The organism is Escherichia sp. AM3 (assembly GCF_032029835.1).
Classification (GTDB): Bacteria; Pseudomonadota; Gammaproteobacteria; order Enterobacterales; family Enterobacteriaceae; genus Escherichia; species Escherichia coli.
Genome location: NZ_JAVUPQ010000025.1, coordinates 37582 through 50903 on the forward strand (window position 1 = coordinate 37582; position 13322 = coordinate 50903).

The following is a 13322-nucleotide window of genomic DNA, read 5'->3' on the forward strand; positions in this document are numbered from 1 at the left end:
ATCCGGCATAAACTAAGCGCACTTTGTCAACAGTCTAGCCCGATGGCATCACCATCGGGCCTCTTTTTATTTACTCTCCTGCGGCGACAAATGTTGCATCGCCTGCGCGATACTACGTTCAATCACCGCACGGCGAGTATCGTTGGCAGGTAAGAGTTTCAACATCATCTCCCACGCGGCAACGGCTTCGCCAAATCGCTGCTGCTCAAAGGCATTAAACGCATACATGCTTAACACACGGATATTGCTGTGGTCGCTTCTCACCAACTGGCGCAGCAGTTCACCACCGAGGCGGTTGTCGTTGGGATCAGATGAACGTGTCAACGCTTCAGCATAACCCAGTGCGGCATCGCTGTTTTTCGGATCGAGGCGATACGCAGTAGCGTATGCATCGGTGGCGATACTAGCGTTACCCAGCGCCATGCCAACACGGCCCAACATAATCCAGCCTTCTATATCTCCCGGATTTTTTTGCAGTTGAGTACGCATCCCCAGCGCAAGACGCGACATCTCTTCTTCGTTGAGCGGATCGGTTTTCGGATCCAGCGCCCTGTCCAGCAACGCCGGAGCCTGTGCCGTGGCCTGCTGCCAGATTTTCACCTGCTGATAATTGCCAGTCTGGTAGTAGCTGACGCCAGCCACAATTAACGCCACCACAATACCCGGCAGATAAACAATATATCCGGCACGCTTACCTTCCTGCACGCTTTGTTCAGGAAACGCTTCCGGCACTACGCGTACCCGACGCCGCGAGCGGGCGTATATGACCCAACCGCCAATGCCAATAGCCACTACCGGAAGCACCCACAGCAGCACGGTCAGCGGCGTTAACGGCGGATCGTAAGTGACGAAGTTGCCGTAACGCGCCACCATATAATCGACAATCTCTTTTTTACTTTTACCTTCCTGCATCAGTTCATACACTTTCTGACGCAGGTCGGTGGCAATCATCGAGTTGGAATCGGCAATGCTGTTGTTCTGGCATTTCGGGCAGCGCAGTTCTTCAGTGAGCTGACGGAACTGTTGTTCCTGTGCTTCATCTTTAAACTGCAACACGTCGATGGTCGCCAGTGCTGAGCCGGAGATCATCAGCATCAGCACGCCCAATAAAAACCTCATTGTGCGGCCTCCTTACTGTATTTCTCCCACAGCGGCTTGATCTCTTCTTCCCAGACGCGAGGATTGAGATCGCCCGCATGGCGATAGCGAATGATACCGTTGCCGTCAATAAGGAAGGTTTCTGGCGCGCCATAGACACCGAGATCCAGCCCTAACATGCCGTCGCCATCAAACAGGCTTAGCGCGTAAGGATTGCCCAGCTCTTTCAGCCAGCTGATTGCCTTCTGGCGATCGTCTTTATAGTTCATGCCGACCACGCGAATGCCCTGCGCTGAAAGCTGATTCAGATATTGATGTTCCGCACGGCAGGTCGGACACCAGGTCGCCCAGACGTTAAGCAGTACTGGTTTGCCCTGAGTCAGCACATCCGCCTGATAAAACTGCCCCGGATTGTCCAGTGATTCGAGACGAAACTTCGGCACAGGCTTGCCAATGAGCGCCGATTCCAGATTGGTCGGATCATCCCCTTCGGCATTACGCGCCAGCTGCCACAGCAGCGCCGCGGCAATCGCCAGGAAGATAATCAACGGAATTAACAATACTTTGCGCTTCATACGGCCTCCGGCGCAGTTTTTTGCGGACTCACGCGCTTACGATAGCGAGGATCAAACAGACACAGCAGTCCGCCCAACACCATCATCAGCCCGCCCGCCCAAATCCAGCGAACAAATGGTTTGTAGTAAAGACGCACGGCCCACGCGCCGTTTTCCAGCTCTTCACCGAGCGCGGCGTACAGGTCACGCGTGATGCCGCCGTCAATTGCCGCTTCGGTCATCATCGACCCGGCAGTGTTGTAATAACGTTTTTCCGCATACAGCACCGTTTCCGGCTTGCCATCGCGCGTTACGCCGATAGTCGCCACACCGCCACGCCAGTTCGGGCCAGTCACCTCTTTGACATCACGGAAGGTGAAGCGATATTCATGAATATCGACGCTATCGCCGGACTTCATGCGCACATCACGCTCAACGCTATAGTTCTGGCTAAAGGCAATGCCAACAATTGTCACTGCCAGCCCAAGGTGAGCCGCCACCATCCCCCAATAACTGAAGGTGGTTTTCGTGCCGCGTGAAATACGTAGCGCAGCTTCCGCAATTGCCAGCACCGCAATCCAGCAGGCCATTGCCAGGCCGAGCACCGTCATCGCCACAACTTTGCTTTCGAACAGCCACGGCAACAGCAGCGACAGCACCAGCGTAGAGATGAAGGCGATAATCAATAAATTGCGGATCTTACGTGGGCGATCCCGCCCCCAGCGCACCAGAGGACCGACACCAAGCAGTAGCGCAAACGGCACCATCAGCCAGGTAAACATGGTGTTGAAGAACGGTTCGCCAATCGAAATACTGCCCAGTCCCAGTTGCTTATGCACCAACGGCAGCAGCGTCCCCAGCAACACCACCAGCATCGCAGCGACCAGCAAAACATTGTTCGCTAACAGCAAAGATTCCCGCGACCACAGCGCATTGTTTACGCGTGAGCGAACTTTGTGTCCACGCGCGGCAAACAGCAGCAGCGAACCGCCAATCACCAGCACCATAAAGGCGAGGATAAACATACCGCGCGCCGGATCAGACGCAAACGCGTGTACCGATACCAGCACGCCGGAACGCACGAGGAAGGTCCCCAGCAGACACAACGAGAAGGCACTGATTGCCAGCAGTAATGTCCACGCTTTGAAACTGGCGCGTTGTTCAGTGACCGCCAGTGAGTGCATCAGCGCAGTCCCCACCAGCCACGGCATAAACGAGGCGTTTTCTACCGGATCCCAGAACCACCAGCCGCCCCAGCCGAGTTCGTAATAGGCCCATGCGGAACCGAGCACAATGCCGAGCGTCAGGAAAATCCACGCCGCCAGCGTCCACGGGCGAGTAAAACGCGCATAAGTGCTGTCCAGACGCCCGCTCAGCAAAGAAGCAATGGCAAAAGCAAACGCCACCGAGAACCCCACGTACCCCATATAGAGCAGAGGCGGATGGAAGATCAGCCCCGGATCCTGTAACAGCGGGTTAAGATCGCGCCCTTCAATCGGGAAGTTCGGCAACGTGCGTGAGAACGGGTTAGAGGTAAAGAGAATGAACAGCAAAAAGCCGACGCTGACCATCCCCATTATCGCCAGTACGCGGGCCACAATATCCAGCGGAATACGCTGACTAAAAATCGCTACCGCAAAGGTCCAGCCGCTCATCAGCAGCACCCACAGCAGGAGCGAGCCTTCATGCGCGCCCCAGGTAGCCGCCACGCGATACCACACCGGAAGCTGGGTATTGGAGTTGCTGGCAACATAGGTGACGGTGAAGTCGTTGACCACGAAGGCATTGACCAGTACCAGAAATGCGCCAGCCACAGACATAAACAGCAGCCAGGCAAACAAGCGGGAAGACGCCATCATGCGCGCATCTCCGCGCGCTACGCCCCATAGCGGATACACGGACAGCAGCAGCGCAATTCCTAGCGCCAGACACAGCAGCCCGTTACCAATTTCCGGCATCATGATGCTGGGTCCTTATAAACACTCGCCGGGCGACGGTGATTGGCTTCCATCGCTTTCTCAACTTCTGGCGGCGTGTAGTTTTCGTCGTGTTTCGCCAGCACTTCTTTTGCGAGGATATGATTGCCTTTTTCCAGTTCGCCCTGCACCACAACGCCCTGCCCTTCACGGAACAGATCCGGCAAAATGCCTTCGTAAGAGACATCTACTGAACCTTCAGCGTCGTAAATGGTGAAAGTTACTTTTAGCGAATTGGGATCGCGCTGCACGCTACCCGGCATCACCATCCCGCCAACGCGCAGACGCTGACCGACTTCCGGCATTTGCTGAGTTTCACGCTTGCCGTAGAGAATTTCCCCCGGCGTATAAAAGAGATCGATATTCGAGCGCAGCGCATATAGCACCAGACCGATAGTCAGCGCCAGCCCTGCCAACACGGCACAGGCAATCCACAAGCGGTTTTTACGGCGAATATTCATGCAGCCTCCTGCTGTTGCGCAGCACGTAAACGCGCCTCACGCGCCCGCTGTTGCGCCACACCACGCAGAATTGCGCGATGTTGCATCACCGAGTGCACGACCAAAACCACCAGCGGAATAACGGTCATCACCACCGCCAGCCAGACAAAAAAGGCGTAACCGCCCATTGCGAAAAATTCATTCCAGGAAGCAAATGCAGGGGTCATTTACGGCCTCTTTTCAGTATCAGTTCACTCACCCACGGACGGCGTTTTTCCATCAGCAAAATCAAATTACGCATCCGCATCAGCGTCAGCGTGGCAGACAGGAGCAGGAAGCCAAAAATCGACCAGCGCAGCGGCGAACGCATCGCCGGATCGATACTTTGCTGCATCCGCGTTGATCCCTGATGCAGGGTGTTCCACCACTCCACGGAGTAATGAATAATCGGCAGATTCACCACGCCAATCAGCACCAGGATACCTGCCGCACGGCCCGCCAGACGGCGGTCGTCGAAGGCGTGCCACAGGGCAATCACACCCACATACAAAAACAGCAGCACCAGTTCAGAAGTCAGACGTGCATCCCATACCCACCAGGTGCCCCACATCGGTTTTCCCCATGCAGAGCCGGTAACCAGGGCAATAAAGGTAAACACGGCACCAATGGGGGCCATCGCCGCCACCGCCAGGTTGGCCATTTTCATCTGCCAGACAAGGCCAATAAACGCTGCCACTGCCATTGATGCATAAATGCCCATCGACCAGATCGCCGCAGGCACATGCAGGTAGATAATGCGGTAGCTATTTCCCTGCTGATAATCAGCCGGAGCAAAGCCGAATCCCCAGATCCAGCCGACGGTAAGCACGACCACACTGGCAATTGCCAGCCACGGTATAAACCAGCCACAGATTTGATACAGCCGTGGTGGGATCGCCAGTTGATGCAGTGTTTTCCACATAGTTTCGATACCAGACTCGAACAAAAATCAGTAATCCAGCGTTATTGAATGCTGATTCGTAACGCTGCCGCCGTCGCAAAAGGACTTAATGTCGCGGTGCCTGCCAGCAACGCGCCTAAAATTGCCAGATACCCGTCAACGGGCAAATGCATGGAAGCCGCGTCCATCGCGGCGGTGGCAAAGATGAGTAATGGGATAGTCAGCGGTAACACCAGTATGCTGAGCAGCACACCACCGCGCTTAAGTCCCACTGTCAACGCCACACCCGGTGCACCGAGAAAGCCAAGCGTAGGCGTTCCCAGCAGCAGCGTCAGCGCCATCACTTGCCAGCCATAAACATCCATTCCCAGTAGCATTGCTACCAGTGGCGAAAGGATGAGTAACGGCAGACCGGTTACCATCCAGTGCGCCATCACCTTCGCCAGCACAACGGCGGGCAAGGGTAACGGCAACAACATCAATTGTTCAAGACTGCCGTCCTGCAAATCGTCACGGAACAGTCGTTCCAGCGCCAGCAAGGATGAAAGCAGCGCAGCAACCCAGATAATGCCCGGTGCAATACGCGCCAGCAGTTGCGGCTCCGGACCGATACTGAGCGGAAAAAGGGTAATTACAATCAGGAAGAACCACAGCGGGTTGGCGATTTCGGCGCTATGGCGAAACGCTACACGCAGCTCAAGACGGAAAATGCGCCAGAACATCATGCGGCCCTCGTTTGCGTCAGTGAAATGCGGCGAATTTTACTTTCAGCAACGTTGAGCGGCTGGTGGGTAGTCAGAATCACAATCCCCCCCTGCTCCGTATGCTGCGCCATACGCTGGGTCAGACGATCGACGCCGTTAACGTCAATCGCGGTAAAAGGCTCGTCGAGGATCCATAACGTGGCACGGGTCAGCCACAGACGCGCTAAAGCGACGCGGCGTTGTTGCCCGGCCGAGAGCTGATTTACAGGAATATCTTCGAATCCGGCAAGCCCGGCCTGCGCCAGGGCTTCCAGACATTGTGCGGTATCGCCATCGCGATGATAAAAGTGCAGATTTTCTAACGCCGTCAGCCGGGTTTTGATCCCCGGCTGATGGCCTATCCATAACAGGTTTTGATGGTAGCTGTCGCGTACCTGATGCAAGGGCTGCCCTTGCCAGAGAACCTCGCCTGCGTCAGGGCGAGACAACCCCGTCAGCAAACGGAGAAGCGTTGTCTTCCCCGCGCCGTTGCTACCGGTGATTTGTACCCACTCTCCTGCGTTCAGCGTAAATGACAAGCCACTAAATAAGGTTCGTTCATCCCGCTCACAAAGTAACTCTCTGGCTTCAAGCATACCCACGCAATAACCCTGTTAAAAACCTGGCTCGACTTCACGCATATCGGGCAGCTTGTGCGCTATCCCTTTATGGCAATCAATACAGGTTTGCCCATCTTTCACCGCCTGGTCATGCATCTTCGCGGCAACCGATTTCTGGGCGGTTGTATCCATATACTCGAAGTTGTGACAGTTACGGCACTCCTGCGAGTTATTGTCCTTCATGCGCCGCCACTCATTCTGTGCCATCGTCAGACGATGAGCTTCAAATTTCTGCGGCGTGTCAATAACGCCAAAAATTTTACCATACAGCTCTTTACTTGCTTTGAGCTTGCGTATCATCTTCGGCACAAACTCGTGCGGAACGTGACAATCCGGACAGGTCGCACGGACGCCGCTACGGTTGTTGTAGTGCACGGAATCCATGTATTCCTGATACACCGTGTTGCGCATTTCGTGGCAGCTAATGCAGAACTCTTCGGTATTGGCTTTTTCCATCCCGGTGTTAAAGCCACCCCAGAAGACGATGCCGCCAACAAAACCGATCAACAGCAGCGTCCCCAGCGCCAGACGGCTGGGGGTACGCCACCATTTCCACAGGCGCTTAATCAGACCAGGCTTACGGTCAGAATTTCCCATAATAACCTCTTATTTCCCGTAACCTTTTGATGGGGTAAAGGTATTCCCCACGATTGGCGCGGTATCGGCCTGCGGTACGTGACATTGCAGACAGAAATAACGACGCGGAGCCACTTCCGCGCCCACTTTGCCGTCGCTGTCCATAAAGTGAGTAGGGCTGATACGCGGCGCGCCAGTGGTGCGATAGCTTTCGACACCGTGGCACTGCAAGCAGCGGTTGGTATTGGTCGTTACCTGATAACCTTCAACGCTATGCGGGATCATTGGCGGCTGATTCACATAGTTCAGCGGCATCCGTTCCTGCTCTTTTGGCATCCGAATGGCCCCTTCCTGTGTCCCGGATACTTCCGGCGACTGGCTAAAATCGACGCCATTAGCCGCCCAAACCGCGCCGCTTACCACCAGGGCCAGCATCGCCGTCCATTGACACAGCGCTTTCTTCAGGTCATGGCTTTTCATGATTTCGCTCCCGAACTCCATCGTGTAGTTATTGTAAATACATCCTCAGAACAGACATCCACGCAGCGACCGCACGTCATGCAATCGCGGCTGGTGACCTGCACCGGGCTTTGTTCATCCAGCACCGGGGCACGTAGCACATGCGGTTCCGGGCAAACATGAAAACAATCCATACAGCGGTTACATTTCTGCCGATCGGTGGCCGCAACGGTAATCACACCTTTGCTACCCAGCACGCCATACAGCGCGCCAACCGGACAAATGTGCCCGCACCAGCCGTGTTCAACGACCAGTAGATCAAATAAAAACAGCGCGAGAATAAGCAGCGCGCCGCTGCCGAAGCCCATTACCAGGCTACGCCCCATCAGAGAAACGGGGTTGATCCATTCCCAAATGAGCGTGCCAGTTAAGGCTGATCCCACCAGAATGACCACCAACAGCACGTAGCGAATGTGGCGAGGGATCGTCGCAGACTGATTGAGGTCAAAGCGCCTGCGTAACCAGTTCGCTAAGTCGGTAATCGGGTTCAGCGGGCAGACCCAGCTGCAAAATAATCGCTTTCCCGCCAGGGCGTAGAGCACGGTGATAATCACCGCACCGGTCAACGCCACCGTGGCAGGCAGATGACCACTGGCAAGACTTTGCAGCGTCATCAGCGGATCGGTCAGCGGAACGGTGTCGAATAACAGGCTACTGCTGTAGTTGCCGTGCAAGATCCACACACCAAACCATGGACCGCTCAAAAACATCCCCAGCACGAAGAACTGACAAAGGCGACGTAACACCAGCCAACGGTGACTGCGCCACCAGCCTTTTTTCTCCAGCGCCTCGCGCCCGGCGTCACGTTTACGATTTGCCATTGTTCCCCTCCAGCCAGCCGAAGCGGTAATGGTGACCTAACTCCCCTTTCGCCAGTGACAGCGGTAACACCTTGATTGCCGGTTGTTCCAGCACGCATACTTTTTCGCACTTACCGCAACCGGTACAGGCGTCGCTGTGAACCGTCGGCAGAAAGCGGGCGTGCTTACCGGTACGCGTGTTGCGCTCCAGCTCCAGGGTGATGGCCTCATCAATTTTCGGGCATTCGCGATAACAAACATCGCAGCGCAGCCCCTGAAAGTTGAGACAGTTTTCCTGGTCCACCAGTACCGCCAGCCCCATCCGCGCGTCGTCGATCGATTCGATCTCACGATCCAGCGCACCGCTCGGGCACACTTTGGCGCACGGAATGTCCTCACACATTTCGCAAGGAATATCCCGTGCGACAAAATATGGCGTGCCCGCCGACAGACCAGAGGCCAGCGTCGCCAGTTTTAAGGTGTCGTAAGGGCAAGCCTGAACACACTGACCGCAACGCACACAGGCACTGGCAAAGGCGTTCTCGTTTATGGCTCCGGGCGGGCGCAACCGCACGCCAGATGCGCGTGCGGTTTGCTGTTGTAACCCCAGCGCCACACCCACGGCAGCCAGCCCGCCTGCTGTGCGAACAACATCGCGCAGAAAGCGGCGGCGACCATTTTGAGGTTTCGCTGACCGGGACATAATGGCTTACACCTTCTCCAGTTTGACCGCGCACTTCTTGAAGTCCGTCTCTTTCGAGAGCGGATCGGTCGCATCCAGCGTCAGTTTGTTAACCAGCTGTGCGGCGTCGAAGAACGGCATGTACACCAGGCCCTGTGGCGGACGGTTACGACCGCGCGTTTCAACAATCGAGATCACTTCGCCACGGCGAGAAACCACTTTCACTTTGTCGCCACGGCGCAGATCGCGCGCTTTCGCATCCAGCGGGTGAATAAACAGGACCGCTTCCGGGAAGGCGCGGTGCAGTTCCGGCACACGGCGAGTCATACTGCCGGTGTGCCAGTGCTCCAGGACGCGTCCGGTAGAGAGCCACAGGTCGTACTCTTCATCCGGTGCTTCCGCCGCCGGTTCGAACGGCAGCGCGAAGATCACCGCTTTGCCATCCGGTTTACCGTAGAACTTGTAGCCTTCGCCCGCTTTCACGTACGGGTCGTTACCTTCGCTGTAACGCCACTGCGTTTCTTTACCGTTCACCACCGGCCAGCGCAGACCGCGCGCTTTGTGGTAGTCATCGAACGGTGCCAGATCGTGACCGTGACCGCGACCAAACCATGCGTACTCTTCGAACAGCCCTTTTTGCAGATAGAAGCCCAGCTCGCGGGATTCATCGTTCAGCTGATCTTCCGCCAGTTCGGATACCGGGAATTTGCTCACTTCGGGGGTGGCATACAGAACTTCGTACAGCGTTTTGCCACGCAGTTCCGGTTTCTTCGCCAGCAGCTCTTCCGGCCATACTTCTTCAGTTTTGAAGCGGCGGGAGAACTGGACTAACTGCCAGAGATCCGATTTCGCTTCGCCTGGCGCCTGTACCTGCTGACGCCAGAACTGAGTACGGCGTTCGGCGTTACCGTAAGCGCCCTCTTTCTCTACCCACATTGCGGTCGGCAGGATCAAGTCGGCTGCCAGCGCACTGACTGTCGGATACGGATCGGAGACGATGATGAAGTTGCGCGGATCGCGCCAGCCCGGCATACGCTCTTCATTAATGTTCGGCCCGGCCTGTATGTTGTTGGTACACATGGTCCAGTAAACATTCAGCTTGCCGTCTTTCAGTGCACGGTCTTGTGCCACCGCGTGCAGACCGATTTTCGCCGGAATGGTGCCGCTCGGGATATTCCACTTCTTCTCGCAAATATCACGGTGTTTCTCGTTAGTCACCACCATGTCCGCAGGCAGACGGTGAGCAAAGGTGCCCACTTCACGCGCAGTACCACACGCGGAAGGCTGCCCGGTCAGGGAGAACGGACCGCAACCCGGCTGGGAAATTTTGCCGGTCAGCAGGTGCAGGTTGTAGACCAGGTTGTTGGCCCACACGCCACGAGTATGCTGGTTGAAGCCCATCGTCCAGTAGGAGATGACTTTCTTGTTCGGATCGGCATACAGCTGCGCCAGTTGTTCTAACTGGTCTTTCGGCACGCCGGTCATTTCGGCAGTTTTTTCCAGCGTATACTCGGCAACGAAGGCTTTGTAATCTTCAAAGCTCATCGGTTCGGAGGCGTCAGAACCCGGATTCTTCGCTGCTTTTTCCAGCGGATGGGTCGGACGTAAACCGTAGCCGATGTCCGTCGCCCCTTTGCGCAGGTTAACGTGCTTGCTGAAGAAGTCCTGATTTATCGCATTGTTTTGAATGATATAGTTGGCGATGTAGTTCAGGATCACCAGGTCAGATTGCGGCGTAAAGATGATGCCGTTATCCGCCAGCTCGAAGCTACGATGCTGGTAGGTAGAAAGCACCGCCACGGTGACGTTCTGGTTAGAGAGACGACGGTTAGTGATGCGTGACCAGAGGATCGGGTGCATCTCCGCCATGTTAGCGCCCCACAGCACAAACGCGTCAGCCTGCTCGATGTCGTCATAGCAGCCCATCGGCTCATCCATACCAAAGGTACGCATAAAGCCAACTACTGCCGACGCCATACAGTGACGTGCGTTCGGGTCGATGTTGTTCGAACGGAAGCCCGCTTTGAACAGCTTGGACGCGGCATAACCTTCCCAGATAGTCCACTGACCAGAACCGAACATACCGATCGATTCCGGTCCTTTTTCTTTCAGGGCGGTTTTGAATTTCTCTTCCATCACATCGAAGGCCTGATCCCAGGTGATTGGGGTAAATTCGCCTTCTTTGTCATATTTACCGTTTTTCATACGCAGCAGCGGCTGCGTCAAACGGTCTTTACCGTACATGATCTTGGGCAGGAAATAGCCCTTAATGCAGTTCAGGCCACGGTTAACCGGTGCGTCCGGGTCGCCCTGACAGGCCACCACACGTCCCTGCTGCGTTCCGACCAGAACGCCGCAACCAGTACCGCAGAAACGGCACGGCGCTTTATCCCATTTGATGGCTTCCTGCTGACCAACAACGGCGCGGGCAACGCCCGGCACGCTGAGACCGGCAGCCGCCGCAGCGGCCGCAACGGCGTTAGCTTTCATAAAGCTACGACGACTGAGTTTCATGGTGTTTCCTCACCTTGCTCTTCCTGCTGGTGATAAACCAGCGACACCGCCAGCACGCCCTCTACGTTGCGTACTGACTCAATGGTTTGGATCAGCGTTTCGCTGTCTTCTGCTTCCACCACCACAATCAACTGACCGCTCGGCGCGTCGCTGACAGCAACTTCACAGCCGGGAAAGGCGTTCAGTTGGGTGCTGATGTCTGAAATTCGTTCGCTTTTGGCCTGCACGACCAGGCTGCAAACTTGCCAGTTAGTGTGCATGGAGATACTCCGCAGTTATGGCTGATACCGGACAGCTGGCTGCACATGCTCCACATCCGTTGCAAAGTTGGCTATTAAGTTGCGGCTGGTAGATCCCGGAGAGCGTCGGGCGAAAGATAATTGCCATTGGCTCACAGCTATCCTGACAGCGGCGGCATTCAACAGACTGATACGCCAGGCACGCGTCCCCAATGGTGAACTGCAAATCCCAGGCCCTGGTGTGGCGCGGAGAAAATAGCGATTCGGGGCAAGCCTGCGCGCAGTCGTAACAGAAGCTGCACTCGTTATTTTTGAAATTAACGCTCGGATAGCCGCCCGCGCCGCGTTGCAGAATGTTGTTTTCACAAGCATTAATACAGGCGTCGCAGCGGGTGCAATGGGTCAGAAAATGAGATTCATCACCGGACCAGGGCGGACGGATACCGTTACTGGCTTTGCGCCAGCGACCAGTGAGTATGCCCCGACGGGATGCATCAATCTTCACATTGACCTTCCATCATTAACGCGCTCTGAAAATTGAGAGCGACCAAATAAACCGCATAATTAATAAGCCATTTTTATAGCCGCTAAGATATTAAAGGATGTGTCAAAGATGCATACCCCGATCGGGGTAAAACCTGTAGCAGGATCAAAAGAGTGGCGGGAAGCGTGGCAAAAACGGGCTTTTGCTCACATTTCAAATGGTTATAAATATATTTATATAGCGATTAATTCACCAGAGATATTTCTGCTGGTTTGCTCTCTCATTAGAATTTAACACTAAAAGAGCAGGTAAAATTGTCTGAATGTTCTTTAAGTTATTCATAAAGCAAATTAATAAATCTGATGAATATGTTAACCTTCAGCGACATCATCGGTGAAAACCTATAAATGAAGAAGGAAAGCAAAAAAATGAAGACCATTCTACCTGCAGTATTGTTTGCCGCTTTCGCTACCACTTCCGCCTGGGCGGCAGAAAGCGTCCAGCCACTGGAAAAAATCGCGCCTTATCCACAAGCTGAAAAAGGGATGAAGCGTCAGGTGATTCAGTTAACCCCGCAAGAAGATGAATCTACCCTGAAAGTAGAACTGTTAATCGGTCAGACGCTGGAAGTCGATTGCAATTTGCATCGTCTCGGCGGGAAGCTGGAAAACAAAACGCTGGAAGGCTGGGGCTATGATTATTATGTCTTTGATAAAGTCAGTTCCCCGGTTTCGACGATGATGGCCTGCCCGGATGGCAAGAAAGAGAAGAAATTTGTCACCGCGTATCTGGGCGATGCTGGAATGCTGCGTTACAACAGCAAGCTGCCGATCGTGGTGTATACGCCAGACAATGTAGATGTGAAGTACCGCGTCTGGAAGGCGGAAGAGAAAATTGACAACGCGGTAGTTCGCTAAACTGCCGTGAAGTGCGGCACCCCGTAGGTCAGACAAGGCGGTCACGCCGCATCCGACATCCAACGCCCGAGCCGGTTGCCTGATGCGACGCTGACGCGTCTTATCAGGCCTACACCGCTGTGAAGTGCTCCACCCCGTAGGTCGGATAAGGCGGTTACGCCGCATCCGACATCTAACGCCCAAGCCGGTTGCCTGATGCGACGCTGGCGCGTCTTATCAG

At 55.0% G+C, this 13322-nt stretch carries 17 protein-coding genes; 2 read left to right on the forward strand and 15 right to left on the reverse strand.

Translation table 11 applies throughout. From position 1 onward, the window contains the following. Window positions 1-66 precede the first annotated feature (66 nt). From ccmH to napF, 15 genes are read right to left on the reverse strand one after another with little or no spacing between them, the layout of a single operon-like run. Window positions 67-1119, reverse strand: a complete 1053-nt coding sequence (ccmH, locus tag RTW80_RS11735; RefSeq protein WP_001211589.1) for a cytochrome c-type biogenesis thiol:disulfide oxidoreductase CcmH — start codon at window positions 1117-1119, stop codon at window positions 67-69. Further along, window positions 1116-1673 carry a thiol:disulfide interchange protein DsbE gene (gene dsbE, locus RTW80_RS11740; RefSeq protein ID WP_000824439.1) on the reverse strand — a complete coding sequence of 186 codons (558 nt, stop codon included), beginning with the start codon at window positions 1671-1673 and terminating at the stop codon, window positions 1116-1118. The genes ccmH and dsbE overlap by 4 nt, the downstream gene beginning before the upstream one ends. Continuing rightward, window positions 1670-3613 carry a cytochrome c-type biogenesis heme lyase CcmF gene (gene ccmF, locus RTW80_RS11745; protein ID WP_032247339.1) on the reverse strand — a complete coding sequence of 648 codons (1944 nt, stop codon included), beginning with the start codon at window positions 3611-3613 and terminating at the stop codon, window positions 1670-1672. The genes dsbE and ccmF overlap by 4 nt, the downstream gene beginning before the upstream one ends. Next, window positions 3610-4089, reverse strand: coding sequence for a cytochrome c maturation protein CcmE (gene ccmE / locus RTW80_RS11750; protein ID WP_001026418.1), 480 nt, complete (start codon window positions 4087-4089; stop codon window positions 3610-3612). Before ccmE ends, ccmF begins: the two co-directional genes overlap by 4 nt. Beyond that, window positions 4086-4295, reverse strand: coding sequence for a heme exporter protein CcmD (ccmD, locus tag RTW80_RS11755; protein WP_000186540.1), 210 nt, complete (start codon window positions 4293-4295; stop codon window positions 4086-4088). The genes ccmE and ccmD overlap by 4 nt, the downstream gene beginning before the upstream one ends. Continuing rightward, on the reverse strand, window positions 4292-5029 hold the full coding sequence (gene ccmC, locus RTW80_RS11760; RefSeq protein WP_001295447.1) for a heme exporter protein CcmC: 738 nt from the start codon (window positions 5027-5029) through the stop codon (window positions 4292-4294). The genes ccmD and ccmC overlap by 4 nt, the downstream gene beginning before the upstream one ends. Before the next feature lie 41 nt (window positions 5030-5070). Then, window positions 5071-5733 (reverse strand): heme exporter protein CcmB, encoded by a 663-nt coding sequence (gene ccmB, locus RTW80_RS11765; RefSeq protein WP_000971730.1) that lies wholly within the window; start codon window positions 5731-5733, stop codon window positions 5071-5073. Then, complete coding sequence (gene ccmA, locus RTW80_RS11770) at window positions 5730-6353, reverse strand: cytochrome c biogenesis heme-transporting ATPase CcmA (protein WP_000525587.1); 624 nt, start codon at window positions 6351-6353, stop codon at window positions 5730-5732. Before ccmA ends, ccmB begins: the two co-directional genes overlap by 4 nt. Window positions 6354-6365: 12 nt before the next feature. Beyond that, window positions 6366-6968, reverse strand: coding sequence for a cytochrome c-type protein NapC (gene napC, locus RTW80_RS11775; protein WP_000528376.1), 603 nt, complete (start codon window positions 6966-6968; stop codon window positions 6366-6368). Between the two features lie 9 nt (window positions 6969-6977). Beyond that, window positions 6978-7427 (reverse strand): nitrate reductase cytochrome c-type subunit, encoded by a 450-nt coding sequence (gene napB / locus RTW80_RS11780; protein WP_000835177.1) that lies wholly within the window; start codon window positions 7425-7427, stop codon window positions 6978-6980. Continuing rightward, on the reverse strand, window positions 7424-8287 hold the full coding sequence (gene napH / locus RTW80_RS11785) for a quinol dehydrogenase ferredoxin subunit NapH (RefSeq protein WP_000013515.1): 864 nt from the start codon (window positions 8285-8287) through the stop codon (window positions 7424-7426). The genes napB and napH overlap by 4 nt, the downstream gene beginning before the upstream one ends. Continuing rightward, entirely contained in the window at window positions 8274-8969 is a 696-nt protein-coding gene (gene napG / locus RTW80_RS11790) for a ferredoxin-type protein NapG (protein WP_000091291.1), read from the reverse strand. Before napG ends, napH begins: the two co-directional genes overlap by 14 nt. A 6-nt stretch (window positions 8970-8975) precedes the next feature. Beyond that, window positions 8976-11462, reverse strand: coding sequence for a periplasmic nitrate reductase subunit alpha (gene napA / locus RTW80_RS11795; RefSeq protein WP_032247338.1), 2487 nt, complete (start codon window positions 11460-11462; stop codon window positions 8976-8978). Next, window positions 11459-11722: a chaperone NapD gene (napD, locus tag RTW80_RS11800; RefSeq protein ID WP_000557378.1), complete on the reverse strand. Its 264-nt coding sequence runs from the start codon at window positions 11720-11722 to the stop codon at window positions 11459-11461. The genes napA and napD overlap by 4 nt, the downstream gene beginning before the upstream one ends. Then, entirely contained in the window at window positions 11712-12206 is a 495-nt protein-coding gene (gene napF / locus RTW80_RS11805; RefSeq protein ID WP_000686735.1) for a ferredoxin-type protein NapF, read from the reverse strand. The genes napD and napF overlap by 11 nt, the downstream gene beginning before the upstream one ends. Before the next feature lie 108 nt (window positions 12207-12314). On the opposite strand from napF, the gene yojO reads away from it, so the two are divergent. Continuing rightward, the gene (gene yojO / locus RTW80_RS11810; protein WP_001298786.1) at window positions 12315-12479 is read left to right on the forward strand and encodes a protein YojO; all 165 of its coding nucleotides are present in this window, start codon (window positions 12315-12317) and stop codon (window positions 12477-12479) included. A 113-nt stretch (window positions 12480-12592) separates the two neighbouring features. Then, complete coding sequence (gene eco / locus RTW80_RS11815; protein ID WP_000712249.1) at window positions 12593-13102, forward strand: serine protease inhibitor ecotin; 510 nt, start codon at window positions 12593-12595, stop codon at window positions 13100-13102. The last annotated feature ends 220 nt before the right edge of the window (window positions 13103-13322 follow it).